General features: G+C 68.6%; 20 protein-coding genes and 2 pseudogenes. 11 read left to right on the forward strand and 11 right to left on the reverse strand.

The window, feature by feature from the left end; all coding sequences use genetic code 11:
- Both J2728_RS13645 and J2728_RS13650 read right to left on the reverse strand, forming a co-directional pair.
- Positions 1-1,551, reverse strand: coding sequence for a hypothetical protein (locus tag J2728_RS13645; RefSeq protein ID WP_309999915.1), 1,551 nt, complete (start codon positions 1,549-1,551; stop codon positions 1-3).
- Positions 1,551-2,372: an ABC transporter ATP-binding protein gene (locus J2728_RS13650; protein WP_404979763.1), complete on the reverse strand. Its 822-nt coding sequence runs from the start codon at positions 2,370-2,372 to the stop codon at positions 1,551-1,553. The genes J2728_RS13645 and J2728_RS13650 overlap by 1 nt, the downstream gene beginning before the upstream one ends.
- 85 nt (positions 2,373-2,457) lie before the next feature.
- Between J2728_RS13650 and J2728_RS13655 the strand changes: the two genes are divergently transcribed.
- On the forward strand, positions 2,458-5,067 hold the full coding sequence (locus tag J2728_RS13655) for a glycosyl hydrolase 115 family protein (protein ID WP_309999920.1): 2,610 nt from the start codon (positions 2,458-2,460) through the stop codon (positions 5,065-5,067).
- Positions 5,068-5,209: 142 nt separating this feature from the next.
- On the opposite strand, the gene J2728_RS13660 is transcribed toward J2728_RS13655, so the two are convergent.
- A complete protein-coding gene (locus tag J2728_RS13660) occupies positions 5,210-5,785 on the reverse strand; it encodes a hypothetical protein (protein ID WP_309999921.1) in 576 nt (191 codons plus the stop codon).
- Between the two features lie 86 nt (positions 5,786-5,871).
- Positions 5,872-6,354, reverse strand: a complete 483-nt coding sequence (locus J2728_RS13665; protein ID WP_309999922.1) for a hypothetical protein — start codon at positions 6,352-6,354, stop codon at positions 5,872-5,874.
- A 280-nt stretch (positions 6,355-6,634) separates the two neighbouring features.
- Between J2728_RS13665 and J2728_RS13670 the strand changes: the two genes are divergently transcribed.
- Positions 6,635-8,608: a serine hydrolase domain-containing protein gene (locus J2728_RS13670; RefSeq protein WP_309999924.1), complete on the forward strand. Its 1,974-nt coding sequence runs from the start codon at positions 6,635-6,637 to the stop codon at positions 8,606-8,608.
- A gap of 48 nt (positions 8,609-8,656) precedes the next feature.
- On the opposite strand, the gene argJ is transcribed toward J2728_RS13670, so the two are convergent.
- Entirely contained in the window at positions 8,657-10,120 is a 1,464-nt protein-coding gene (gene argJ, locus J2728_RS13675; protein WP_309999926.1) for a bifunctional glutamate N-acetyltransferase/amino-acid acetyltransferase ArgJ, read from the reverse strand.
- 12 nt (positions 10,121-10,132) lie between these two features.
- Positions 10,133-11,122, reverse strand: coding sequence for a peptidylprolyl isomerase (locus tag J2728_RS13680; RefSeq protein ID WP_309999928.1), 990 nt, complete (start codon positions 11,120-11,122; stop codon positions 10,133-10,135).
- Positions 11,123-11,326: 204 nt separating this feature from the next.
- Here J2728_RS13680 and secA point away from each other — a divergent pair, with 204 nt between their 5' ends.
- Positions 11,327-14,095, forward strand: coding sequence for a preprotein translocase subunit SecA (secA, locus tag J2728_RS13685; RefSeq protein ID WP_309999930.1), 2,769 nt, complete (start codon positions 11,327-11,329; stop codon positions 14,093-14,095).
- 145 nt (positions 14,096-14,240) lie between these two features.
- Here the strand turns inward: secA and J2728_RS13690 are convergent.
- Positions 14,241-14,315: pseudogene (locus J2728_RS13690) on the reverse strand (hypothetical protein); the annotation flags it as partial.
- Positions 14,311-15,366 (reverse strand): DUF2855 family protein, encoded by a 1,056-nt coding sequence (locus J2728_RS13695; protein ID WP_309999933.1) that lies wholly within the window; start codon positions 15,364-15,366, stop codon positions 14,311-14,313. The pseudogene J2728_RS13690 and the gene J2728_RS13695, both read right to left, overlap by 5 nt.
- Positions 15,367-15,519: 153 nt before the next feature.
- On the opposite strand from J2728_RS13695, the gene J2728_RS13700 reads away from it, so the two are divergent.
- Positions 15,520-16,416: an EamA family transporter gene (locus J2728_RS13700; protein WP_309999935.1), complete on the forward strand. Its 897-nt coding sequence runs from the start codon at positions 15,520-15,522 to the stop codon at positions 16,414-16,416.
- 42 nt (positions 16,417-16,458) lie between these two features.
- Here the strand turns inward: J2728_RS13700 and J2728_RS13705 are convergent.
- Positions 16,459-16,551, reverse strand: a pseudogene (locus J2728_RS13705) (hypothetical protein); the annotation flags it as partial.
- A gap of 54 nt (positions 16,552-16,605) precedes the next feature.
- Between J2728_RS13705 and J2728_RS13710 the strand changes: the two are divergent.
- The 3 genes from J2728_RS13710 (at position 16,606) to J2728_RS13720 (ending at position 20,229) form a co-directional block, all read left to right on the forward strand.
- Complete coding sequence (locus tag J2728_RS13710; RefSeq protein WP_309999936.1) at positions 16,606-17,745, forward strand: epoxide hydrolase family protein; 1,140 nt, start codon at positions 16,606-16,608, stop codon at positions 17,743-17,745.
- 99 nt (positions 17,746-17,844) lie between these two features.
- Positions 17,845-19,140 carry an O-acetylhomoserine aminocarboxypropyltransferase/cysteine synthase family protein gene (locus J2728_RS13715; RefSeq protein ID WP_309999938.1) on the forward strand — a complete coding sequence of 432 codons (1,296 nt, stop codon included), beginning with the start codon at positions 17,845-17,847 and terminating at the stop codon, positions 19,138-19,140.
- A 60-nt stretch (positions 19,141-19,200) separates the two neighbouring features.
- Positions 19,201-20,229, forward strand: a complete 1,029-nt coding sequence (locus J2728_RS13720) for a threonine aldolase family protein (protein ID WP_309999940.1) — start codon at positions 19,201-19,203, stop codon at positions 20,227-20,229.
- 12 nt (positions 20,230-20,241) lie between these two features.
- Here the strand turns inward: J2728_RS13720 and J2728_RS13725 are convergent, their stop codons facing one another.
- Both J2728_RS13725 and J2728_RS13730 read right to left on the reverse strand, forming a co-directional pair.
- The gene (locus J2728_RS13725) at positions 20,242-22,074 is read right to left on the reverse strand and encodes a putative bifunctional diguanylate cyclase/phosphodiesterase (RefSeq protein WP_309999942.1); all 1,833 of its coding nucleotides are present in this window, start codon (positions 22,072-22,074) and stop codon (positions 20,242-20,244) included.
- Between the two features lie 152 nt (positions 22,075-22,226).
- Complete coding sequence (locus tag J2728_RS13730) at positions 22,227-22,586, reverse strand: phage holin family protein (protein ID WP_309999944.1); 360 nt, start codon at positions 22,584-22,586, stop codon at positions 22,227-22,229.
- Between the two features lie 87 nt (positions 22,587-22,673).
- On the opposite strand from J2728_RS13730, the gene J2728_RS13735 reads away from it, so the two are divergent.
- The 4 genes from J2728_RS13735 (at position 22,674) to J2728_RS13750 (ending at position 24,921) form a co-directional block, all read left to right on the forward strand.
- Positions 22,674-22,778, forward strand: a complete 105-nt coding sequence (locus J2728_RS13735) for a hypothetical protein (RefSeq protein ID WP_309999946.1) — start codon at positions 22,674-22,676, stop codon at positions 22,776-22,778.
- The gene (rpoH, locus tag J2728_RS13740) at positions 22,775-23,671 is read left to right on the forward strand and encodes an RNA polymerase sigma factor RpoH (protein WP_310000115.1); all 897 of its coding nucleotides are present in this window, start codon (positions 22,775-22,777) and stop codon (positions 23,669-23,671) included. The genes J2728_RS13735 and rpoH overlap by 4 nt, the downstream gene beginning before the upstream one ends.
- A 170-nt stretch (positions 23,672-23,841) precedes the next feature.
- The gene (locus tag J2728_RS13745; RefSeq protein WP_309999948.1) at positions 23,842-24,117 is read left to right on the forward strand and encodes a hypothetical protein; all 276 of its coding nucleotides are present in this window, start codon (positions 23,842-23,844) and stop codon (positions 24,115-24,117) included.
- 84 nt (positions 24,118-24,201) lie between these two features.
- On the forward strand, positions 24,202-24,921 hold the full coding sequence (locus J2728_RS13750; RefSeq protein WP_309999949.1) for an alpha/beta fold hydrolase: 720 nt from the start codon (positions 24,202-24,204) through the stop codon (positions 24,919-24,921).
- Positions 24,922-24,925: the final 4 nt, after the last annotated feature.

The raw sequence follows: 24,925 nt of genomic DNA on the forward strand, positions 1-24,925 counted from the left end.
CTAGGCCACCGCCGCCGCGCGCAGGGCCGCGGCGATCTGCGCCTCGGTTCGGCGCAAAGCCATCATCAGCGCGCCGGCCACGATCAGGGGAAGCACGGCCCAGACCAGCCAACCGGCGACCGCAAGGGCGGTCGCGACGCCGATCAGCATGGTCACCGCCAGCTCGCCCAGCGCCGCCAGGAACGAGCTTCCCCGGCGACGGCGGAAGTCGGCGCGCTTGCCTGGCTTCTGACGCCAGATGCCGATCATGCCGGCCGCCCAAGCGGTGAGGCCCGCGCCCAGCGCCGTCCAGAAGCCCGCCAGAGGCTGGAACCAGGCCAGCACCGCGACCGGAACCACCAGCAGCAGGCCCACGGGAATGAGGGCGGCCGTCAGCTTGGCCCGGTTCAGCACCGACACGGGCGTCGGCGACAGCGCCAGGAGGTCGGGCGTGTCCTCGGCCGAGACGGTGATCCAGATCAGGCTGCCGGCGACCTGGCCGGCCAGGAAGGCGACCCCCGCCGCGCCCCCGGCCAGCATCCAGGCGGGCTGATGCGCGGCGTTGCGGGCCAGCACCAGGGCCAGCGGCAGCATGTACAGCACCCGCAGCAGCACCTGTGACAACAGGGCCGCGTCGCGCCCCATCAGCCGCAGCTCCTTGCGCAGCGTCGCGCGAAAGGCGCCGGCGGCGAAGGCTCGGCCGGGGCCCTTGGCGGACTTGCGGGTCTCGGCGCCTTGGGTGGCGGCGGCCGCGTCGGCGAAGCGGCGGCCCAGGGTCCAGGCGGCCACCAGAAAGATCCCCGCGCCGACCGCTACCAGGGCCAGCAGCGGCAACGGCTCGCCCAGCGCCGCGCGCAGCGGCAGGTCGGCCAGGGGCGGCGGCTGAAAGCGACCTTCCTTGGCGTCGAGCGCTATGCGGGCGAACAGGCTCTCGCTGGCCTTCTCCCCCATCAGGTTGCGGTACTGGCTGGCCAGGAAAAAGGCCGCGCCGATCAGGGCCGCCATCACCTGGGCCACGGTGCGCGTGCGGCGCGGGCCGATCAGGGCGAACAGGACCATGGCCAGCAGCAGGCCGACGCCGGCGGCCGCGAGCGCGGCGGCGATCAGCACGACGAACAAGGACGCCCAGGCCGCATGCCCCATCACGATCGCCGGGGTCAGCAGCAGCACGGCCGGGATCAGAAACCAGAGCGAGGCCGACACCGCCAGACCCAGCGCCCGGACGAACAGCACCTTGCGCGGTGACAAGGGCGACGAGAACAGAAGATCGAGATCCCCGCGCACATAGAGAGCGTCGGCGGCCCCGGCCAGGGTGCTGGCCAGCATCAGGGTCAGGATCACCGCCAGGGCGAGGGCCGCGATCGTGATCGACAGCGGCTGGACCGGAACCTCGTGCCCCCTCATGCCCAGGGCCAGGAACACGCCGCCGATCAGGATCATCACCCCCAGCACCGAGAAGGCGATGATGCCGCCGACCGCGCCGTGCTTGCGTCCGGACATGGCCCCGCGCCAGGCCAGGCGCAGCTCGTGGACCAGCAGCCAGGGCGTGCTGGCCGGCTTGAACAGCGCCATCACGCGTCCTCGGCGGTCAGCTGCAGGAAGATGTCTTCAAGGGTGCCGCCGCCGGATGCGCCGCCGACGGCCTCGCCGGCCTTGCCGCGCAGCTCGTCCAGCGTGCCTTCGGCCAGCAGGCGACCGCCGGCGATGATGCCGATTCGGTCGGCCATGCGCTCGGCGACCTCCAGGATGTGAGTGGTCAGGATCACCGTGGAGCCCGCCTCGACCCGGGCGCGCAGCATATCCTTGACCAGGCGCGCGGCGGCGGCGTCCAGGCCGGTCAGCGGCTCGTCCAGGATCAGGAGCTTGGGATCATGGATCAGGGCTCCGGCCAGGGCGACCTTCTGCTTCATGCCGCGCGAGAAGCCCTCGCAGCGCCGCCGCGCCTCGGCGGTCAGGCCCAGGGTGGCCAGCAGCTCTTCGGCCCGCGCCTTGGCGGTCGTCGGGTCGATGTTCCAGAGACCGGCGACGAACTCCAGATATTCCAGCGGCGTCAGCTTGTCGTAGATCATCGCCTCGTCGGGCGCCCAGGCCAGCAGGGCCTTGGCGGCGGCGGGCTCCTTGCGCGCGTCGACGCCGAAGATCGACACTTCGCCCTTGTCCGGCTGGGTCAGGCCCGCGACCATCCGCAAGGTCGTGGTCTTGCCGGCGCCGTTGGGACCCAGCAGCGCGTAGAGCTCCCCCGCGCGGACCGTCAGGTCGAGATCGGACACGGCGGGCTTGGCGAAGGTCTTGCTCAAGCCACGCACGATCAAAGCTTCCGTCACACTCGTCCCCCACTGGTCACGCGGCGGAGTTGAGCCTGTTTGCGAGGTCGCGGCAAGCCGTCGGCGTATCGCGCTTGCCATGGTCTGACCTCCCGGCTTTATTGGTCAGATGATAAGGCTGGCGTTCGCGCCGCCACAGGTTTGGGGAGAGCGCGTGCGGGTTCATCGGTTCATCACGCGAGGCGCGTTCGGCCTCGCCCTTTCCCTGTCGGCCGCGTCGGCGGCCTTCGCCTGCGATACGCCAGTCAGCGTCTGCGCCACCGGCAAGGGCTCGAGCCTGGCCCTGATCCAGAAGGGCCACCCGGCCGCCGTCTATATCGACGCCAACGCCAATCCAGCCGTGCGCCACGCCGCCGAGAGCCTGCGCGGCGACCTCGCCCGCGTCGGCGGCGGCGAGGCCGTGAAGCTCGATGACCTCTCCAAGGCCAACGGCCCGGTGGTGATCCTGGGCGTGCTGGGCCAGAGCCCGGTGATCGACGGCCTGGTGAAAGCCGGCAAGCTGAAGGTCGAGGACCTGCAGGGCCAGTGGGAGGGCTTCCGCCAGGTGGTGGTCGAGCGCCCAGCCCCCAATATCCCGCGCGCCCTGGTGATCGTCGGCTCGGACCGGCGCGGGGCGGTGTTCGGCGCCTATGACCTTTCCGAGCGCATCGGCGTCTCGCCGTGGGTCTGGTGGGCGGATGTGCCCGTCACCCGCAAAAGCGACCTCTTCCTGACCGCCGGCGCCCGCGCCGACCACCCGCGCGTCAAGTATCGCGGCTTCTTCATCAACGACGAGAACCCCGCCTTCAGCGGCTGGACCAAGGCCAAATTCGGCGGGGTCAACTCCAAGGCCTACGCCCATGTCTTCGAGCTGATGCTGCGCCTGAAGGGCAACTATCTGTGGCCGGCCATGTGGGCGCCCAAGGCGTTCAACGACGACGATCCCCAGAGCAAGGTGATCGCCGACGAGATGGGCGTGGTCATGGGCAGCTCGCACCACGAGCCGATGACCCGCGCCCAGGCCGAATGGCATCGCGACAACGATCAGGGCGCTCCATCCAAGGGAGAAAGGGGCGGCCGCTGGGACTACACGACCAACGCCGAGAACCTGCGCACCTTCTGGCGCGGCGGCATCGAGCGGATGATGTCGAAGGGCGACGGCGCGCCGTACGAGAGCGTCGTGACGGTGGGCATGCGCGGCGACGGCGACGAGCCGATGGCCGAGGGCGCGGCGACCCAGCTGCTGGAAAAGATCGTCGCCGACCAGCGCCAGATCATCGCCGACGTCACCGGCAAGCCCGCCGACCAGACCCCGCAGATCTGGGCGCTCTATAAAGAGGTCCAGGACTACTACGACTACGGGATGCGCGTCCCCGACGACGTCACCCTGCTGTTCGCCGACGACAACTGGGGCCAGATCCGCCGCCTGCCGGTGGCCGGCAAGGACAAGCTGCCGCGCGCCGGCGGCTACGGCGTCTACTACCACTTCGACTATGTCGGCGGTCCGCGGAACTACAAGTGGATCAACACCAATCAGGTCGCCAAGGTCTGGCAGCAGATGGACCTGGCCTACCAGCGCGAAGCGCGGAACCTGTGGATCGTCAATGTCGGCGACATCAAGCCGATGGAATATCCGCTCAGCTTCTTCCTGCGCATGGCCTGGAACCCCGAGGCGATGACGCCCAAGGCCCTGGCGGCCTTCCCGCGTGAGTGGGCCGGCGAAACCTTCGGTCCTGCCCTCGCCGGCGAGATCGGCGCAGCGCTTTCGGAATACGAGACCCTGGCCTCGCGGCGAAAGCCCGAGCTGATCGACCAGGACACCTTCCCGCTCGGTCCAGACAACGGCGCTGGGCCGCTGGACGGCGGCGAATTCGGCGACATCGTCGACCGCTGGCGGGCGCTGGACGCCAAGGTCGCGGCGATCAAGACCAGGCTGCGGCCCGACCAGATGGACGCCTACTATCAGCTGGTCGAGTACCCGGTGACGGCGTTCGCCAACCTGTACGAGATGTACTACGCCACGGCCTTGAACCGGCGGCTGTCGGCGCGCAACGACGCCCGCGCCAATGTCTTCGCGGAAAAGGTCGAGACCGCCTTCAAGCGGGACGCCGATCTGACCGCCCAGTACCACGCCCTGAACGGCGGCAAGTGGGACGGCATGATGAACCAGGTCCACATGAGCTATGTGATCTGGAACGACCCGACCCAGCAGACCATGCCCAGCGTCGCCCGCGTCTCGGCCGACACCCCGCCCGAGAAGCTGAAGGCCAAGGTCGTCTTCGCCCGTTCCGGCGCGACCGATCCGAACCTCGTCACGGTCGAGGCCGCCAAGTTCGACCGCGCGGTCGGCGGCAAGGGCCTGTCCTGGACGGTGGTCCCGCGTCTGGGCCGGGGCGAGGCGGTCCTGGCCCTGCCGCAGGGCCAGGCCTCGACCACCGCCGCCGACGGCGTGCGGCTGGAGTACGGCGTGCAGGTCCCGCGCTCGGGTCCGGCCACCGTGCGCCTGGCCCTCGCCCCCACGCTGGACGCGACCGGCGGCGACGGCATCAAGATCGGGATCTCGATCGACGATGGCCCCATGCAGGTGGTGAAGTCCGACCTGATCCCCACCCCCGGCGCGGCGAGCCGTCCGGAACAGGCCGCTTGGATCGAGGCGGTGAAGAACCACGTCCACACGGTCGAGGCCCGCTTCCCCGACGTCTCGGCCGGCCGTCACGTGGTCAAGGTCTGGCGCCTCGACGACAACGCCGTGCTGGAGAGGGTATCGGTGGATATGCGGCCTTAGCCTTATCCATTTACGTGTCATCCCGGGCGGCGAAGCCGACCCGGGACCTAGGGGTGAGTGGCAGTGCGGTAGCCCCTGGGTCCCGGCTCTCCGCTACGCCGCGGCCGGGATGACACGAGGTTAGGGCTTAGGGAGCTACCCTCTAGAACTTCGTCTTGCAGCCCTGCTTCAGGTGCACGCCGCGCAGGAAGCCGCGACGGGCCAGGCCCGCGTCAACCGCCGCGTTCATCTGGCGGTCGGCGGGCGCGGCGCCAGTCACTTCGCGCACCAGGCCGCGGAACGGGATGATGCTGTTGATCAGGGTCTTGCCGCCGGCCTCGGCCAGCTTGCCGGCGCGGTTTTCCTTGTAGGCGTTGCCGACGATGTAGTCGGGGCCCAGCACGCCGTTGAGGTTGGAGACCTCGGCCGACAGCGCCCTGCAGGTTTTCAGTCCCTTGAGGCTGTAGGGGTCGTCATAGGCCTTTTGCAGGATCGGCGGGATCTCGCGCTTGGACATGCCGACGTCGCGGGCCGGCTGGGCGCCGATGTCGATGGCCTTCTTGCGCGCGTCGTCCCAGCGGCCGGGCTCGGCCTGCTGCGACGTCTTGGAGGCGTCGGACTTGGAGTCCGACTTGGACTGCTCCTTGGCCGTCTCGGACTTGGTCTGAGCCGCCATCACCGGCGTCCCGACAAGGGCCACGGCCAAGACCCCGAACAGAACCGATCGTTTCACGGACATCTCAAGCCCTCCACCCAGCTAAACACTGATCAGGAACGACGCCCGACGCGAGCGGTTCCGCTTCGGGCGCCAGTTTAAGGCCAAGCTTAGTTCGGGAGGGAGGCCGCTTCCAGGTCGAACGCCCCATCGAGGGCGTCCTCGTCGGGGATTTCGCCCAGCAGGGCCTGGGCGAACAGCGGCTCCAGCGCGTCCCAGACATAGGTCAGCTGCTCCAGCACCGCCGGCACGCCGGCCAGGTCGAAGCCCGGGTAGAGGTCCTCGACCAGCCACAGGCCAGATCCCGCGTCATAGGCGAAACGGCAGCCGATCAGGCGAAACTGCACACGGGCGATCGTCTCGAACAGCGCCGTCAGGTCACGGCCCTGATCGAGGTCCTCGGGATCGAGAACCAGGCAGCGCGCCTGCACCCAGCCGTGGTCGGGCAGCAGGTAGAAGGCGCCGTCCTCCTCGTCCTCGCCCGAGACCTCCAGGCCCCGGTCGATGGCCTCGACGACGTAACCCGCCGCGCCGCAGACCTCGGTCAGCTTGGCCAGTTGGGCGGCTTCTTTGTCGGGCGTGAGATCGGTCATGGGGGTCTCCGTATTGCCGCGAGCGTTCCAGCGGGGCGGCCGCCCCTCTATCACCGCTAGCGCCCGTCGTGGGATCATATCGACGTCGAGCGCTTGTCTTTCTCGCTTGTAACTTGATCGACGGTTTCCAGCCAACCTAGCGTCCACCGGGCCTGATCCAAGCGAGCGGGCTTGCTATCCCGCGTATCACGCGGGTGGGCGATAGCCTCCACCCCATGAGTTCGTCTTGCACCACTCCCCAGAAGCCAGGCGCTCCCACATCAGCCCGCTGAGCGGCGCCATGGCCCTGCTCGCCGTCGTCGGCGTCCTGGCCGCGGCGCCCGAAGTCAGCGTGGCCCAGACCTCGACAACCGCCCCCGCGGTGGTGAGCGCGGACACCGCGCTGACCACCGTCAACGGGACCCGGCTGGTCGCGCCGCGGGGATGGTCGCTCGGCCGGACCGGCGGCGTCTTCAGGCTCGACGCCCCGGAAGGCGGATCGTCGATCCTGGTCTCGGACACAACCGGCGGAGGCGCCGACGCCGCGGTGGCGCGAGCCTGGTCGGCCTATCGCCCCGGCGCCCCGCCGGCCTTGGCGGGCGCAAAGGATCGCCCGGTTCGCGACGGCTGGGACCAGGTTCGCGTCTACGGCTACCGACCGCCGGCCGGCGAAGAACGCACGATCTGGGCCCGCGCGCTGCGCAAGGGCGACCGCTGGACCGTGGTGCTCCAAGACATGGCCGACGACGTTCTGGAAAAGCGCGACTCCCAGGTCGAGGTGATCCTCAACAAGCTGCTGCCCGCCGGCTATGCGCGCGAGACGTTCGCCGGGCGGCAGGCTCACAAGATCGATGCCGCACGTTTGGCGGCCTTGACGGACCTGATCGAAACCGCGCGCGCGGAGCTCGACATTCCCGGTGTCGGCTTTGGCCTGATCCAGGACGACAAGATCCTGTTCGAAGGCGGGTTTGGCGTGCGCGAACTTGGCAAGCCCGCCCCCGTCGACGCCGACACCGCCTTCATGATCGGCTCGAACGGCAAGGCCTTGACCACCCTGATGCTGGCCAAGCTGGTCGAGCAGGGCAAGATGGACTGGGACACGCCCGTGTCGTCGCTATGGCCGGCGTTCCGTCTGGGCGACGCCGCGACGACCGCCAAGGTGCGGGTCAAGCATCTGGTCTGCGCGTGCACCGGCCTTCCGCGCCAGGATCTGCCGTGGATCTTCCAGGGCGACCAGGCCCAGGCCTCGACCGTCCTGACCTGGCTGTCGACCATGCGACCGACCAGCGGCTTTGGCGACCTCTATCAATACTCCAACCTGCTCGCGGCCTCGGGCGGCTATCTGGGCGCCCATGTCCGCGAGCCCGATCGCGAGCTGGGCGCGGCCTATGACGCGGCCATGCAGGCCCTGGTGTTTGACCCGCTAGGCATGTCGAACACGACCTTCGACTACGCCAAGGCCATGGCGGGCGACCATGCCGCGCCGCACGCCCTGGACATCGACGGCCGCCAGACGGTCGCCATCATGGGCCTCAACGCCGCCGGCATTCCATCGCGGCCGGACGGCGGCGAATGGAGCACGACTCGCGACATGCTGCGCTATGTGCGCATGGAACTGGCCAAGGGACGGCTGCCCAACGGCGAGCGCTACATCGCCGAGGCTCCGCTGCTGGCCCGGCGGATCCCCCAGGTGACCGAAGGCAGCGACGAATATTACGGCATGGGCCTGAAGATCGACCGCATCTGGGGCGTCCCGGTCATCCATCACGGCGGCACCGTGTACGGCTATCGCGCTGATATGATCTGGCTGCCCGATCAAGGCGTCGGCGCGGTCATCCTCATCAATTCGGACTCCGGCGCGGCGCTACGCTCGGCGTTCCGGCGGAGACTTCTGGAGGTGTTGTTCGACGGCGAACCTCGGGCCGCCGCCGATTTGGCCAACTACGGCAAGGCCTTCAAGGCCAGCCGGGGTGAAGGCCGCCAGACCTTGACCGCGCCGGCGGCCCGCGCGATCGCGGACAAGCTCGCGCCCCGTTACGCCAACGCAGACCTGGGCGATCTGATTGTTCGACGCGAGGGCGACAGGACGGTGTTCGATTTCGGCGGTTGGGCCAGCGAGGTGGCCAGCCGCGAGAACGAAGACGGGACCATCACCCTCGTCACCATCACGCCCGGCGCGGACGGCTACGAGTTCGAGCTCGCGAACGATCCCGAAGGACGCGGCCTGGTGATCCGCGAAGCGCCTCGCGCCTATCGGTTCGCGGAGGCGCGTTAAGGCGCGGACGATGCGATCGTCGCCCCGCCTTCATGGCCGCAGGAAGCCCTAGCTCCGATAGTCGCCGTTGATCGCCACGTACTGCTTGGTCAGGTCGCAGGTCCACACCGTGGCCGAGCCCTTGCCGACGCCCACGTCGACGCTGACCTCGAACTCCTGGTTCTTGACGTAGGCGCTCATCTTGGCCTCGTCGTACTCGGCCGAGATCAGGCCGTCGCGGGCGGCGTAGAGGTCGCCGAACTTGACGCTGATCTTCTCGCGCGCGACCGGCTCGTCGGCGCGGCCGACGGCCATGACGATACGGCCCCAGTTGGCGTCCTCGCCGGCGAAGGCGGTCTTCACCAGCGGGCTCTCGGCAATGGTGCGGGCGATCTTGCGGGCCGAGGCGGGGCTTTCGGCGCCGTTGACGGTGATCTTGACGAACTTGGTCGCCCCTTCCCCGTCGCGGACCAGCTGCAGGGCGAGATCCAGCAGCACGTGCTCCAGCTTGTCGCGGAAGTCGGCCAGGCGCTTGTCGCCCGGACGGCTGATCTTGGGCGCGCCCGATTGGCCGGTGGCGAACAGCAGCAGGGTGTCGTTGGTCGAGCGGTCGCCGTCCACCGTCACGCAGTTGAAGGTCGTGCGGGTATAAAGAGAGACCAGGGTCTGCAGGGCCGCCGGCGCGATGGCCGCGTCGGTGGCGACGAAGGCCAGCATGGTGGCCATGTCGGGCGCGATCATGCCCGAGCCCTTGGCGATGCCGGCGATCTTGACCTCGTGGCCGTCGATCATGGCCGTGGCGTAGGCGCCCTTCGGGAAGGTGTCGGTGGTCATGATCGCCCGGCCGGCCTGGGCCCAGGCGTCGGCGGTGAGGCGCGTTTCCACTTCCGGCAGGCGGGCGGTGATCTTGCTGTCGTCCAGGATGACGCCGATGACGCCGGTCGAGGCCATCATCACGTCGCGCTGGCGGCAATCGAAGCGCTTGCCGACGGCCGTGGCCACGCGGCGCACCGCGTCGGCGCCGGGCTTGCCGGTGAAGCTGTTGGCGCAGCCGGCGTTGACCACCAGGGCCCGCACGTCCGCGCCGCCCGAGGCGGCCAGTTGCCGCTTGCACCAGTCCACGGGGGCGGAGCCGACGCCGTGACGGGTAAAGACGCCCGCCGCCGAGGTGCCCTCGGCGAACCGCATCAAGAGCAGGTCCTCGCGCTCGTGCTTGTAGAAGCCAGCGCGGCCGGTGGCGATCTCGACGCCGGCGATCGGCGGGATCACGGGGAACGGCACGGCGAGAGGCGAGATCGCCAGGCCCGGCTTGCCCGCGCCAGCGGAGGTCGGCGCCGACGTCGCGGACGACGCCGAGGTCGTTTCACCGGCGTTCTTCTGGGCGCGGCGCAGGCCCGCGCGCTTGAGGGCGGACGTCAGCGGATCGACCAGGGCGCGCTCGATGGCGGCGCCCGCGCGCTCGACGGGACCGGACGTGGTCTCTTGCGCCTTCGCGGCGATCTTCTTGCCGGAGGCCTTGGGGGTCTTGGTCATCGGAACCGCGTCTTACTTCTTGGCGGGTTGAGCGGGAGGCGGCGCCGAGGCCGGCGGACCGCCTGGAATGTCGGCGGGCGCCGAGGCCGGCTCCTGGGGCCCGTTGATCGGGGCGTCCTGGGGCTTGCCGATCAGCATCTCGACCTTGGCCGAGCCACGCAGCTTCTCGAGGATGTCGCGGACCTGGTCATAGGTCAGGAAACGCACGATCTGCGGACGGGCTGCCTCGAGAGTGATCGGCTCCTCGACGCGCTTGTCCTCGACCCGGACCAGAACCCAGCCGCCCTCGGCGGCGAAGGGGCCGACCAGCGCGCCCTTTTGGGCGTCCTTCAGGGCCACGCCATAGGGCTCGGGCATCACGTCCAGGGTGAAGTAGCCCAGGTCGCCGCCGTTGAAGCGGGTCGCCTGGTCGGTCGAGCGTTCCATGGCCAGGGCGTCGAACGAGGCGCCAGAGGCCAGCAGCTTCTTGACGCTCTCGGCCTCGGCCTGGCTGCCGACGATGATCTGGCGGGCCCGGATCTCTTCCGAACGCTTCGAAAGCTTCTGCTGCTCGGCGTAAAGCTTGCGGATGGCCTCGTCGGTGACGGCCTTCTCGACCACGCCCTCGACCAGCATATCGCCCAGGATGCGCTCGCGCGCGGCGGCCAGGCGCCGCTGGGCGACCGGATCCTTGTCGATCTTGCGCTTCATGGCCTCGGCGGCCAGCAGCTTCTGGTCGATGACCTCGTCGAGGCGCTGGCGGAACACCTCGCTGGAAATATCCAGCGGTTCGCCCTCGCTGATCAGCCCTTGAGCGACGGCTTCGCGCTTGACGTCGCTGGCCCAGATCACCTGGCCGTTGACGCGGGCCACGGCCGTGTCGCCCGGCTCGGGCGGCTTGTCGGCGACCTTGTTCTGGCCACAGGCGGCGACCAGAAGCGCCAGCGCGACCGCCAGACCGACGCGGCCGAGGGAGAAGAAACCGCCTTGCCCACCCGATGCCCGGCCCTGCGTATTCGCCATGCGCGCTGCCCGTGTTACGTAAAATCCAAGGGGAACAGGAAAAACCCCGTCGCGTTGACAGGCCCTTGACCGGTGCTTAAGTCTCGCGCGCGTGCAAGTCGAGCGGTTTTTCCGTCGGTCAACACGCCCAGAAAACCCCCCGTGGTCGAGGCCGACAAAGCCTTTGCGTCGGCTTCCATAATAATCGCTTCGGATTTCCTCTTCATGCTTGGTTTCGCCAAAAAGCTCTTCGGCTCTTCCAACGAACGCAAGGTCAAGGCCTTGGCCGCGCGCGTGGCGAAGATCAACGCCTACGAAGCCGAATACAGCGCGCTTTCCGACGAAGCCCTGAAGGGCAAGACCGCCGAGTTCAAGGCGCGCCTGGAAAAGGGCGAGTCGCTCGACGACATCCTGAACGAAGCCTTCGCCGTCGTGCGCGAGGCTTCCAAGCGCGTGCTGGGCATGCGCCACTTCGATACCCAGATGGTCGGCGGCATGGTGCTGCACTTCTCGGGCATCTCGGAAATGCGCACGGGTGAAGGCAAGACGCTGGTCGCCACCCTGCCGACCTACCTCAACGCCCTGGAAGGCAAGGGCGTCCACGTCATCACCGTCAACGACTACCTGGCCCGCCGCGACGCCGACTGGATGGGTCAGGTCTACAACTTCCTGGGCCTCAGCTACGGCGTGATCGTCAACGGCCTGAGCCAAGGCGAGCGTCAGCGCGCCTATCGCAGCGACATCACCTACGGCACGAACAACGAATTCGGCTTCGACTATCTGCGCGACAACCTCGTCTACGACGTCTCGGAGATGGTCCAGCGCGGCCACAACTTCGCGATCGTCGACGAAGTGGACTCGATCCTGATCGACGAGGCCCGCACCCCGCTGATCATCTCGGGCCCGACCGAGGACCGCAGCAGCTTCTACAAGACCATCGACGTGCTGGTTAAGGAGCTGATCAAGGACAAGACCAACTACGACCACGACGAGAAGCAAAAGCAGGTCATCCTGACCGAGGACGGCCAGGAGCGGATCGAGGAGATCCTGATGGCCGGCGGCCATCTGGCCGAGGATTCGGCGGGTCTCTATGACGCGGCCAACGTCTCGGTGGTGCACCACGTCAACCAGGCCCTGCGCGCCAACGTCCTCTACACGCGCGACAAGGACTACATCGTCAAGGGCGGCGAGGTTGTCCTGATCGACGAGTTCACCGGCCGCATGATGACCGGCCGCCGCCTGTCGGAAGGCCTGCACCAGGCCATCGAGGCCAAGGAAGGCGCCGACATCCAGCCCGAGAACCAGACGTTGGCCTCGGTGACGATCCAGAACTACTTCCGCCTCTACAAGAAGCTGTCGGGCATGACCGGCACGGCCTCGACCGAGGCGCAGGAATTCGACGACATCTACAAGATGGGCGTGTCGGAAATCCCGACCAACCGCCCGATCCAGCGCATCGACGACGACGACGAGGTCTATCGCACCGAGCGCGAGAAGAACGAGGCCATCCTCAAGCAGATCGCCGACTGCCACGTGCGCGGCCAGCCGATCCTGGTCGGCACCGTCTCGATCGAGAAGTCCGAGGAGCTGTCCAAACTGCTGTCGAACTTCTCCTTCGAGAAGGAGGGCAAGAAGGTGAAGGGCATTCCGCACCAGGTGCTGAACGCCCGCTTCCACGAGCAGGAAGCCGTGATCGTCGCCGACGCGGGCGTGCCCGGCGCGGTGACCATCGCCACCAACATGGCCGGCCGCGGCACCGACATCCAGCTGGGCGGCAGCATCGACATGCGCCTGTTCAACTGGCGCCAGCAGCAGAAGGGCATGGGCCTCGAGATCACCCACGAGGACGAGGTCGAGGAGCGCGCGCGTCTCGAGGCCGAGATCGCGGACCGCAAGGCCCAGGCCCTCGCGGCCGGCGGCCTGTTCGTTCTGGGCACCGAGCGCCACGAAAGCCGCCGGATCGACAACCAGCTGCGCGGCCGCACCGGCCGTCAGGGCGACCCGGGCCGCTCGAAGTTCTTCCTGTCGTGCGAGGACGATCTTCTTCGCATCTTCGCCGGCGACCGTCTGGACGCGATCATGCGCACCTTCGGCGTCCAGGAAGGCGAGGCCATCACCCACAAGTGGCTGAACAACGCCATCGCCACGGCGCAAAAGCGCGTCGAGCAACGCAACTACGAAATCCGCAAGAACCTCCTGAAGTACGACGACGTCGTCAACGACCAGCGCAAGGCCGTGTTCGAGCAGCGCCAGGAGTTCATGGAGTCGAGCGACCTCTCCGACATCATCGCCGAGATGCGCCACGACACGATCGACGATCTGGTCGCCCGCCACCTGCCGCCCAAGGCCTATGCCGAGCAGTGGGACATCGAGGGCCTGAAGGAACGCGTCCAATCGATCCTGGGCCTGGACCTGCCGATCGAAGCGTGGGCGGCCGAGGAAGGCATCGCCGACGAGGAGATCAAGGACCGCATCACCAAGGCGGCCGACGACTACGCCGCCCAGCGCGAGGTGATCATCACGCCCGATCAGATGCGCCAGGTCGAAAAGAACTTCCTGCTGCAGATGATCGATCTGCAGTGGCGCGAGCACCTGATGCATCTGGACCACCTGCGCAACGTCATTGGCCTGCGTGGCTACGGCCAGCGTGATCCGCTGAACGAGTACAAGACCGAGGCCTTCTCGCTGTTCGAGAAGCTGCTGGGGGACCTGCGCACCAACACCACCCGCTGGCTGATGACGGTCGAGATCGCCTATGCCGAGCCGGAAATGCCGCACACGCCGCTGGAGGGCCTGCAGGAGGTCCACCTGGACCCGCTGACCGGCGAGAACGCCGCCGTGGCCGGCGCCATTCCGGACGGCTTGTCGCCCGAGCAGCGCGAGGCCCTGCCGGTCTCGGCTCTGCCCGAGGACTGGGAACGCACCAGCCGCAACGCCCCCTGCCCCTGCGGCTCGGGCAAGAAGTTCAAGCAGTGCCACGGCTCGCTGGTCTGAGCTTTGAGCTGACCTAAAGACGAGAACGCCCGCCCGGGGAGACCAGGGCGGGCGTTTTGTTTGGGGTTTGCGCCCCCTCCGTCTCGCTGCGTTTCCGCAGCGATCCACCTCCCCCGCTTCGCGAGGGAGGATGAAGTCGCTGCCTCCTCACCCGTGAAACGGGGGAGGTGGCGCGGCGCGGATACGCGCCGTGACGGAGGGGGCGCTCTTCGGCCCTAAGGCCTCAACACCACGCCCACGTCCGGCGCGGTCCCGCCGTCGACCTGTTCCAGATAGGCCGCGCGGATCGCCTCCGGCCCCCGCCCCTCCTTCACCGTCAGCCACCGGGCCGCGTCGGCGACGAACGGCGTCCAGGCCGCGCCGTAGCGCTGCTCCATTTCGGCCGGGGTCCAGTCCTGGAGACGCTTGGCCCGACGGTCGGGGGCGAAGAAGAAGGCCGGCGTCGGGCCTGGCAGATCGGCCTGGACTCGCGGGACCTCCCAGTGCGTGCCGCCGACCAGGATCGAGGCTTTCAGCTCGTCGCCGAACCGGCGGTGCGCCGCGCCCAGCACCTGGCTGTCGCCGGCGAAGTCGACGAACACGGCCGGCGTGGCGATCGGCGCGCTGGCGATGTCGTCGTAGAGGACCACCTGATCGTAGAACCCGAGCCCCTCGACGAACGCCTTGTTGCGGGGCGAGGTCAGGCCGACGACCTTCACGCCGCCGCGCCGCTTCAGCAGCGCAGCCAGGGCGATGGCGGTCTTGGACGAGGCGCTGGACAGCACCACGCTGGCCGCGCCGTGGAAGCCGGCCTCGTCTAGCTGGTCCTCGATCAGGAACGAGGTCATGAACAAGGGCTGCAGCAGGGCGCGATAGGCCTCCAGCGGCTCCTCGGCCCCGACGGCCGCGTACTGGTTGTAGACCACGGCCATGGGCTGGCGATGCGGGGCGGCGTCGAGGAAGCCGCTCTTGCCCGCCCTGGCCTGAACCGTCAGGTGCGCCGACATTGGCCAGTAGCCGTAGAAGCGCCGGCCCACGGCGATCTCGGGATGGGCGCTGGCCTCGACCCGCGCGTGGCCCCAGACCGGCACGCGGCCAAAGCCTTCCGGCGCCGGGAAGAAGTCCCAGTACCGCATCATCTCGCCGAACACGGCGTAGGTGATGTTGTTGGCGGTCAGGGCGAAGCTTTCGATGGCCAGGCGAACCTCGCCGTCGGCCAGCGGCGCGGGCGCCGCCTCGCGGATTTCCGTGCGGCGCAAGTCGTCCTTGGCGACCAGCAGGTCCCAGCCCATGGCGTTCTCTCCCTGTTTATCGGGGAGGCTAGGCGGCGGCGCGAAAAGCGTCAAACGCGCGTTCGTCGGCAAGCATTGTCACGAGGACAATGTTTCCATTGCTCCGACGCCGGCCAGGGGGCAATCCAAGCCATCCCCGCCGACGGAGCGCCCATGTCCCACGCGTCCCTGCCCTTGCGCCACTTCCTGCTGGCCCTGGCCGTGGTGGCGGTGTGGGGCACGAACTTCGTGGTCATCCGCGTGGGCCTGGACCACCTGCCGCCGCTGCTGTTCGCGACCTTGCGCTTCACCCTGGTGCTGCTGCCGATGGCCTTCATCGTCAAGCGCCCGCCGGTGTCGTGGAAGAACCTCGCCGCCTATGGCGTGCTGATCGGCGCGGGGCAGTTCGGGCTGCTGTTCGTGGCCATGAAGGGCCACATCTCGCCGGGCCTGGCCTCGCTGGTCGTACAGACCCAGGTGTTCTTCACGATCGGCATGGCGATGCGGATCAACCGCGAGCCGATCAAGCCCTTCCAGATCGCCGCCCTCTTGCTGGCCGCCTCGGGCATCGTGCTGATCGCCGCGCACGGCGGCGGCTCAGCGACGCCGCTCGGCGTTGTTCTGGTGCTGCTGGCGGCGGCCAGTTGGTCCGGCGGCAACATCGTCGCCCGACAGGCCGGCGCGGTGAACATGCTGGCCTATGTGGTCTGGGCCAGCCTGTTCTCGATCCCGCCGCTGTTCGCCATGTCGCTGTGGCTGGAAGGCTGGCCGGCCATCGTCAAGGGCGTGACCCAAGCCGACGCCCTGACCTGGGCCGCCGTCGCCTGGCAGGCCGTGGGCAACACCATGTTCGGCTACGCCGCCTGGGGCTGGCTGCTGGCCCGTCACCCGGCCGCCACCATCACGCCGATGGCCCTGCTGGTCCCCGTCTTCGGCATGGGCGCCTCGGCCCTGTTGCTGCACGAGGCCCTGCCCGCCTGGAAGCTGATCGCCGCGGCCCTGGTGCTGACCGGCCTGGCGGTCAACATGCTGTGGCCGAAGGTGCGGATGCGGTTCGCCACGGCGGCTTGACCTCCCAATTTCCGTGTCATCCCGGAAGCCTCGCAGAGGCTATCCGGGACCCAGGGGCGACAAGCGCAGAGTTCCCGCCCCCCCCCCTGGGTCCCGGCTCTCCGCTGCGCTCCGGCCGGGATGACACAGTTTGATTTGACCTCCGTCGGGGAAATCAAATGACCCTCCCCGCAAAACAGGGAGGCCGCCATGGCGACGCCGTTCGAGGTGAACTGGACCCGCGACCAGGTCGATAAGGTCCTGGGCCAGGTCCGCGCCTATAAGTTCCCGCCCGCCCCAGAGGGCGGCGGCTGGGGCTATGGCTGCGACGCCGATTTCCTGAAGGGCCTCTGCGCCTATTGGAGCGACGGCTTCGACGTCGGCGCGGTCCAGGCCAATCTAAACCGCTTCCCGCAGTTCACCGCGACGATCGAGGACCTCGACATCCACTTCGTCCACGTGGTCGGCGAGGCCAAGGGCAAGCGCCCACTCTTGATCACCCACGGCTGGCCAGGCAGCCATTTCGAGTTCTGGGACGCGATCGAGCCCCTAGCCTTCCCCTCGCGCCACGGCGGCGATCCGGCCGACGCCTTCGACCTAGTCATCCCGTCGCTGCCGGGCTTCGGTTTCTCGGGCAAGCCCAAGCGGCCGCTGGGCCAGCGGGCCACCGCGCGCCTCTTCAACACCCTGATGACCCGCGACCTGGGCTACGAGACCTACCTCGCTCAAGGCGGCGACTGGGGTGGGCTGGTCACCTCTTGGCTGGGTCTCGACCACGGCGCCCACGCCAAGGCCATCCACCTGAACATGATCGGCCTGCGCCCCGCAGGGCCGCCCAAGACGCCCGAGGAGATCGCCTGGATCACCGGTTTCGGCGCCCAGATGGACCTGTGGGGCGCCTATTTCCGGCTGCAGGCCAGCAAGCCGCAGTCCGTCGCATGGCTGGGCGCGAACAACCCGGTCGGCCAAGCCGCCTGGATCATCGAGCGCTTCCACGACTGGGCGGATCTCTCGACCAAGCCGTTCGAGCAGGTGTTCACGCGAGACCAGCTGCTGACCAACGTCATGATCTACGTGATGACCGGTAGCTTCACGACCGGCGCCTGGTACTATCGCGCCCTGCTGGAGGAAGGCGGCCCGGTGCTGGCCGAGGGCCAGCGCTGCGAGACCCCGACCGCCTTCGCCAACTTCCCCGGCGAGAGCATCTACAAGCCCCCGCCCCGCTCATGGGCCGACCGCGCCTACAACATCGTCCGCTGGAGCGAGATGCCGCGCGGCGGCCATTTCGCGGCGATGGAGGAGCCGGGGCTGTTCGTCGACGACGTTCGGGCCTGGGCGCGCGAGGCCTGAGTTTTTCTGAGGCGCGGGCGAGAATATTCGCTCTCATCGCCCGCCCCCGGCCGGCTAAGGTCGCGGCGTCGTTGTCAGTAAGAGCAACAGGAAACGCCGATGTCCGACCGCAAGCTTCACCCCGAGACCCTGGCCCTTCACGCCGGCTGGCGCGCGGACCCGACGACGGGGGCGGTGGCGCCGCCGATCTACCAGACCACCTCGTACCAGTTCGAAAGCGCCGAGCACGCGGCCGACCTGTTCGCCCTGCGCAAGCTCGGCAACATCTATACGCGCCTCGGCAACCCCACGACCGACATCCTGGAGCAGCGCCTGACGGCCCTGGAGGGCGGCGCCGCGGCCCTGGCGGTGGCCTCGGGCCAGGCGGCCTCGGCGTTCGCGATCCAGAACCTGGCCCGCGCGGGCGACAACATCGTCAGCTCGACCGACCTCTATGGCGGCACCTGGAACCTGTTCGCCAACACCCTGCGCGACCAAGGGATCGAGGTCCGCTTCGTCGATCCCGAGGATCCCCAGGCCTTCGCTCGCGCCACGGACGAGCGCACCCGCGCCTATTACGCCGAGACCCTGCCGAACCCGAAGCTCAGCGTCTTCCCGATCGCCGAGGTCGCCGAGATCGGGCGCAAGCTGGGCGTCCCGCTGATCGTCGACAACACCGCCGCCCCGCTGCTGGCCCGCCCGCTGGAACACGGCGCGGCGATCGTCGTCTATTCGACCACCAAGTACATCGGCGGCCACGGCACCTCGATCGGCGGCGTGATCATCGACGGCGGCAACTTCGACTGGACCGCCCATCCCGAGCGCAGCCCGACCTTGAACACCCCCGACCCCAGCTATCACGGCGCGGTGTGGGCCGAGGCGGCCAAGCCGCTGGGCCCGATCGCCTACATCCTGCGCGCCCGCACCGTGCTGCTGCGCGACCTGGGCGCGGCCCTGTCGCCGTTCAACGCCTTCCAGATCCTGCAGGGCCTGGAAACCCTGCCGCTGCGCATCACCCGCCACAGCGAGAACGCCGCGGCCGTGGCCAAGGCCCTGTCGGCGTCGCCGGGCGTGACCCGCGTCATCCACCCCAGCGTCCAGACCGGCCTCCAGCGCGAGCGCGCCGACCGCTATCTGTCGGGCGGCTATGGCGGCCTCGTCGGCTTCGAGCTGGCGGGCGGACGCGAGGCGGGCCGCAAGTTCATCGGCGCGCTGAAGCTGTTCTACCACGTGGCCAATATCGGTGACGCGCGCAGCTTGGCGATCCACCCGGCCTCGACCACCCACTCCCAGCTCAGCGCCGAGGAGCAGGCGGCGACCGGCGTCTCGGACGGCTATGTCCGCCTGTCGATCGGCCTGGAGCACATCGACGACATCCTCGCCGATCTGACGCAAGCTCTGGCGGCGGCGAAGTAGGCCGCCCCGCCGCGCGGGTTCCGCTTGCCCGGAGCCCGCGCGCGCCCCTATCCAGGGGCCATGACAACTCCTCGTTTCGACTTCGCCTCGGACAACGTCGCCGGCGCCATGCCCGAGGTCATGGACGCCCTGATCGCCGCCAACGCGGGCACGGCCTCGGGCTACGGAACCGACCACGTCAGCCGCGCGGCGGGCGATCGAATCCGCGCCCTGCTGGACGCCGACGCGGAGGTGCGCTTCACCGCCTCGGGCACGGCCGCCAACGCCTTCGCCCTCACCCTGCTCGCACAGCCGCACGAGGCGGTGCTGGCGCATGAGCACGCCCACATCTGCACCGACGAGACGGGCGCCCCGGGCTTTTTCGGCCAAGGCGTCGGCCTGATCGGCCTGCCCGGCGCCTCGGGCAAGGTCGAGGTCGCGGCGCTGGAGGCGGCGCTAGCGCGGCCGGAAGTGTCGTACAACCAGCCGGCCAACGCCCTCTCCCTGACCACCGCCACCGAATACGGCACGGTCTATTCGGAAGACCACCTGCGGGCCCTGGTCACGCCGGTGAAGGCCAAGGGCTATGGCGTCCATCTGGACGGCGCGCGCCTGGCCAACGCCGTGGCCGCCGGCTTCGACCTCAAGAGCGTCGCCAGGATGGGCGTCGACATTCTGGTAATGGGCGGCACCAAGGCCGGCTCTACCCCGACCGAGGCCGTGGTGTTCCTCAACCCCGCCCACGCCCGCCGGCTGGACGCGCGGCTCAAGCACGCGGGCCAGCTGGTCTCCAAGGGCCGGTTCCTGGCCGCGCCGTGGCTGGGCCTGCTGGGCGAGGACGGCGGGGCGGGCCCTTGGGCGATGCGCGCGGCCCACGCCAACGCCATGGCCCAGAAGCTGGCCGGCCTGATGCCCTTCCCGATCAAGCATCCGGTCGAGGCCAACGGCCTGTTCGTCGAGATGGACGAGCCGACCCTGGAACGCCTGCGCGGCGAGGGCTGGTTCGTCTACCGCTTCCTGGACGGCACGGTGCGCTTCATGTGCTCGTGGGCCACCACGTCGGAGATGGTGGAGGAGTTGGGCGCGGCGCTGAAGCGGGTGGCGTCCTAAGCGCCCCCTCCGTCACGCGGCCGCGCCGCGCGACACCTCCCCCGTACGCTCCGCTACGGGTGAGGAGGATGACATCCCATCCTCCCCCGCCCGCGGGGGAGGTGGATCGCCGCTTTGCGGCGAGACGGAGGGGGCGCTCTGGCGCTCTCCCTCGGCCCCCAGCATCTTCGCGATGTCCCCCGCCGGCGCGGGGCGGCTGATGAAGTAGCCCTGGATCTCGGCGCAGCCCTGGCCGCGCAGGGCGTCCAGTTGAGCCTGGGTTTCCACGCCCTCGGCCGTCGTGACCACGCCCATCGACGCGCCCAGATCCAGCACGGCCTTGATGATCGCCAGGGCGTCGCTGTCGTGCAGGATGTCGCGGACGAAGGTCTGGTCGATCTTGATCTTGTCGAACGGGAAGCTGCGCAGATAGCTCAGGGAGCTGTAGCCCGTGCCGAAGTCGTCCATCGAGATCCGCACGCCGAGAGCCTTCAAGTCGTGCAGCATGGCCATGTTGGCGGCGTTGTCCTGCAAGAGCACCGACTCGGTGATCTCCAGCTCCAGGCGCTGGGCCGGCAGGCCCGAGGCGGCCAGGGCCGAGACGACCGTAGCCACCAGGCCGCGGTCGCGGAACTGGGCCGGCGACAGGTTGACCGCCAGCCGCACGTGTTCGGGCCAGCGCGCGGCCTCGGCGCAGGCGGCGCGCAGCACCCAGTCGCCCAGCGGCACGATCAGGCCGATCTCCTCGGCCAGCGGAATGAAGTCGGCCGGCGAGACCATGCCGCGCTCGGGGTGGCGCCAGCGCAGCAGCGCCTCGCAGCCCGTCACCCGCTCGTCGCCCAGGTGATAGAGCGGCTGGTAGAAGAGCTCGAACTCTCCGTCCTGCAGCGCCCGGCGCAGGTCCAGCTCCAGCGCCCGACGGGCCTGCAGCTGCTCGTCCATGGCCCGCTCGAAGAAGTGGAAGGCGCCCCGGCCGTCGCCCTTGGCGCGGTAGAGGGCCATGTCGGCCTTTTTCAGCAGCTCATCGACATCCTCGCCGTCGAAGGGCGCGGCCGAAACGCCGACGCTGGCGCCGATCACCACCTGGTGGCCGGCCAGGTCGAACGGGGCGGCCATGGCCGTGACGATCCGGGCGGCCAGGCGCGTGGCGCCGTCCATGTCCGACAGCCCCGTCTGCACCACGGCGAACTCGTCGCCGCCCAGGCGCGCGACGGTGTCGCCCTCGCGCACGCAGCGCCGCAGCCGCTCGGCCGCCTCGCGCAGCAGGGCATCGCCCAGCGGATGGCCCAGGGTGTCGTTGACCGTCTTGAAGCGGTCGAGATCGATGAAATGCACCGCCAGCTGGTCGCCCTTGCGCGCCCGGCGGGCCAGGGCCTCGGTCAGCGATTTCTGGAACAGCACCCGGTTGGGCAGGTCGCTGAGCGGGTCGTAGTGGGCCAGCCGCGCGATCTGGGCCACGCCCCGACGGTTGGTCTCGTTGCTGGCCTGCAGCAAGGCCAGCACGGTGCCCACGCCCAGATACCGGTCCTTCTCGGTGACGATGAAGCCGCGCAGCAGGTCCGAGGCGCGGTACGAGAGACTATCGGTGGTGAATTCGGCCAGCTCGGTGTCGGCGTCGACGACCAGGGGCTCGCTGTCCATCAGGGTCGAGATCGGGCGATTGGCGTAGAGGGCGCGGCCATACTCCGCCGCCATGCGCAGGAAGAAGGCGTTGCGCTCGACGATGCCGATCGGCCGGTCCTCGCCGTCGACCACCGGCACGATCAGGGTGTCGGGTTCCTCGCGGAAGCGCTCATAGAGCGTCTTGCCCAGATCGTCCTGGCGCGCCGGCGCCAGGGAAGAAACCGTGTCCCGCAAGGTGAACATGCGTACGCCTCCACTATGGATGGCGAAGGACCATTTCTCGGCTAACGGCCCGCTAATGGCGGAGCCCGGCGGAGGTTATTTCGCGAAAACTTCATGGCGACGTCACAGTGCTTGCAACGCCGTTTACCGTGACTGGACGGCGGACCGAAAACCTACTCCCGTTCCGTCCGCGCCTCGCCCAGGAACGCCTGGCCGATCCAGCTGACGACACCGGTCACGATCGCGACCTGTATCCCCGCCCACAGGCCCGGGACTCGCAGGCCGTCCAGCAGCCAGTCGACGATCCCGATCATCGCCGCGTTCACGACCAGCAGGAACAGGCCCAGGGTGACGATGGTCAGCGGGAAGGTCAGCACCGTGACCACCGGCCGCACCACCGCGTTGACGACGCCGAGCAGGAAGCCGGCGATGATCAGGGTCTTCCAGCCGTCGGCGGTGACGCCCGGCACGATGCGGGCCGCCAGCCACAGGCCGCCAGCGGCGATCAGGACGCGAAGAATGAAACGGATCATCAGGCCCCTATTTCCCTTGCGAAAGCCACGCGTCCAAACTAACGCCGCATTCGTACAATACCCAAGCAGGCAACTCGGACATTACAAATGCGTTACCACTCTTCAACCCGCCGCTTGTTGAACTATCTATCCCCTCGTGTGGGGGATGATCGCGCGCGATTGGCGAGCGGATCCGCACGCAAGGGGATATAAGTACGATGGCCGTGAATTCTCTATCGGTGATGTCGCCGGACGGCGGCCTGTCTCGTTATCTGACCGAGATCCGCAAGTTCCCGATGCTGAGCAAGGACGAGGAGTTCATGCTCGCCCAGCGCTGGAAAGAGCATCAGGACCCGCAAGCCGCCCACAAGATGGTGACGTCGCACCTGCGCCTCGTGGCCAAGATCGCCATGGGCTATCGCGGCTATGGCCTGCCGATCGGCGAAGTGATCTCCGAAGGCAATGTCGGCCTGATGCAGGCGGTCAAAAAGTTCGAGCCCGACAAGGGCTTCCGCTTGGCCACCTACGCCATGTGGTGGATCCGCGCCTCGATCCAGGAATACATCCTGCGCTCGTGGTCGCTGGTGAAGATGGGCACGACCGCCGCGCAGAAGAAGCTGTTCTTCAACCTGCGCAAGGCCAAGAGCCAGATCGCCGCCTTCCAGGAGGGCGACCTGCGCCCTGAACAGGTCAGCGCCATCGCCACCAAGCTGGGCGTGCTGGACAGCGAGGTCATCTCGATGAACCGCCGCCTGTCGGGCCCCGACGCCTCGCTGAACGCGCCTCTGCGTTCGGACAGCGAGAGCGAATGGCAGGACTGGCTGGCCGACGAGGAGCAGGTCTCCCAGGAGACCCGCGTCGCCGAGGACGAGGAAAAGTCGCTGCGGATGTCGCTTCTGGAAGAAGCGATGGTCGAGCTGACCGACCGTGAGCGCCACATCCTGACCGAACGCCGCCTGAAGGACGACCCGACCACCCTGGAAGAGCTGGCCGCTCAGTACGGCGTCTCTCGTGAGCGGGTCCGCCAGATCGAGGTCCGCGCGTTCGAAAAGCTGCAGAAGACCATGCGCGCGGCGGCGATCGCCAAGAACATGGTCGAGGCCTGAGGCTTCGGCTCACCCAGCCAAGACGGAAGGGCGCTCTTCGGAGCGCCCTTTTTGTTTGGGCCGTAGGCCTCGCGGCGGTGAGAAGCCCCACTAACGCGAAGGTTGATTTACCGGAAAATCCGAGGGAGGGTTGAGGGCGCTCGCATGGCGCTTTCCAGACGGAGTGTCCGATGACCATTCGCATCAAGACCATCCTCGCCGCCGCGGCCGCCGTGGCCGCGCTCGGCGCGCCCGCGGCGATGGCTCAAGCTGATCTGACCGCCTACAGCTACGTCTACTACGCCGACGCGGCCAAGACGCAGGTTCTGGGCGAGGTCTATGACCGAGGCTGCGGGGGACGAGGCAATAACGTCTACGTGCTGCGCGCCAACATCCCCTCGCCCTACTACGACGCCACGCCAATCTACATCTGCACGGCCGGCGGCCCGATGCCGCTTGAAGACTAGCGGAAGCCTAGGGCGCGCGCCCGGCCGCCCTCGGGCGCGCCGCCCCATGTGACCGCCGGGGCGCCGGGATGCTATGAGCCGGTGATGACCGACTCCGCCCTGCCCCAACTGATCCTCCTCCCCGGCCTGCTCAACGACGCCGAGCTGTGGCGCGATCAGATCAGCGGGCTCTCCGACGTCGCGCGGATCTGGGTTCCGGATCTTACGCCCTACGCCACGATCCGCGAGATGGCCGAACATGTCCTGGCCCACGCGGAGCCGACCTTCGCCCTGGCCGGCTTCTCGATGGGCGGCTACGTCGCCCAGGACATCGCCCGGATCGCGCCGGAGCGCATCGAGCGCCTGGCCCTGCTGGACACCTCGATCCATGTCGACACACCCCAGCGCGCCGCCCAGCGCCGGGCGCTGAGCAAGGCGGCCGCCAACGGCGGGACATTCCTGGGGATCGGCCAGGCGATCCTGAAGTCCTATGTCGACGCCTCGCGGCTCGAGGACACCGAACTCACGACCCGCATCGTCGACATGACCCAGCGTTTGGGCCGCGAGGTCTTCCTGCGCCAGAACAGCCTGGAGCGCGAGGACGGCGAGGCGGCGCTGAGAGCGCTGCGGGTCCCGCTGGTGATCATCGTCGGCGAGAACGACCAGATCACCCCGGCCGAGGGTCACCGGGCCATGGCCGCCGCCATCGGCTGCACGCACCTGGTGGTGGTCCCGAACACCGGCCACATGGCGCCGATGGAGGCGCCCGGCCCGGTGAACGGGGCGCTGAGGCATTGGCTGGAGCGGCCAGCGGGCAAGCGGTAGCAAA

Source organism: Caulobacter segnis (genome assembly GCF_031454995.1).
In the GTDB taxonomy this organism is placed as follows: domain Bacteria; phylum Pseudomonadota; class Alphaproteobacteria; order Caulobacterales; family Caulobacteraceae; genus Caulobacter; species Caulobacter segnis_E.

Bases quoted from the DNA above. Each gene is read 5' to 3' on its own strand.
- J2728_RS13645 (WP_309999915.1), bottom strand. From the start codon at position 1,551: ATGGCGCTGTTCAAGCCGGCCAGCACGCCCTGGCTGCTGGTCCACGAG.
- J2728_RS13660 (WP_309999921.1), bottom strand. From the start codon at position 5,785: ATGTCCGTGAAACGATCGGTTCTGTTCGGGGTCTTGGCCGTGGCCCTT.
- J2728_RS13665 (WP_309999922.1), bottom strand. From the start codon at position 6,354: ATGACCGATCTCACGCCCGACAAAGAAGCCGCCCAACTGGCCAAGCTG.
- J2728_RS13670 (WP_309999924.1), top strand. From the start codon at position 6,635: ATGGCCCTGCTCGCCGTCGTCGGCGTCCTGGCCGCGGCGCCCGAAGTC.
- argJ (WP_309999926.1), bottom strand. From the start codon at position 10,120: ATGACCAAGACCCCCAAGGCCTCCGGCAAGAAGATCGCCGCGAAGGCG.
- J2728_RS13680 (WP_309999928.1), bottom strand. From the start codon at position 11,122: ATGGCGAATACGCAGGGCCGGGCATCGGGTGGGCAAGGCGGTTTCTTC.
- secA (WP_309999930.1), top strand. From the start codon at position 11,327: ATGCTTGGTTTCGCCAAAAAGCTCTTCGGCTCTTCCAACGAACGCAAG.
- J2728_RS13695 (WP_309999933.1), bottom strand. From the start codon at position 15,366: ATGGGCTGGGACCTGCTGGTCGCCAAGGACGACTTGCGCCGCACGGAA.
- J2728_RS13700 (WP_309999935.1), top strand. From the start codon at position 15,520: ATGTCCCACGCGTCCCTGCCCTTGCGCCACTTCCTGCTGGCCCTGGCC.
- J2728_RS13710 (WP_309999936.1), top strand. From the start codon at position 16,606: ATGGCGACGCCGTTCGAGGTGAACTGGACCCGCGACCAGGTCGATAAG.
- J2728_RS13715 (WP_309999938.1), top strand. From the start codon at position 17,845: ATGTCCGACCGCAAGCTTCACCCCGAGACCCTGGCCCTTCACGCCGGC.
- J2728_RS13720 (WP_309999940.1), top strand. From the start codon at position 19,201: ATGACAACTCCTCGTTTCGACTTCGCCTCGGACAACGTCGCCGGCGCC.
- J2728_RS13725 (WP_309999942.1), bottom strand. From the start codon at position 22,074: ATGTTCACCTTGCGGGACACGGTTTCTTCCCTGGCGCCGGCGCGCCAG.
- J2728_RS13730 (WP_309999944.1), bottom strand. From the start codon at position 22,586: ATGATCCGTTTCATTCTTCGCGTCCTGATCGCCGCTGGCGGCCTGTGG.
- J2728_RS13735 (WP_309999946.1), top strand. From the start codon at position 22,674: ATGCGTTACCACTCTTCAACCCGCCGCTTGTTGAACTATCTATCCCCT.
- J2728_RS13745 (WP_309999948.1), top strand. From the start codon at position 23,842: ATGACCATTCGCATCAAGACCATCCTCGCCGCCGCGGCCGCCGTGGCC.
- J2728_RS13750 (WP_309999949.1), top strand. From the start codon at position 24,202: ATGACCGACTCCGCCCTGCCCCAACTGATCCTCCTCCCCGGCCTGCTC.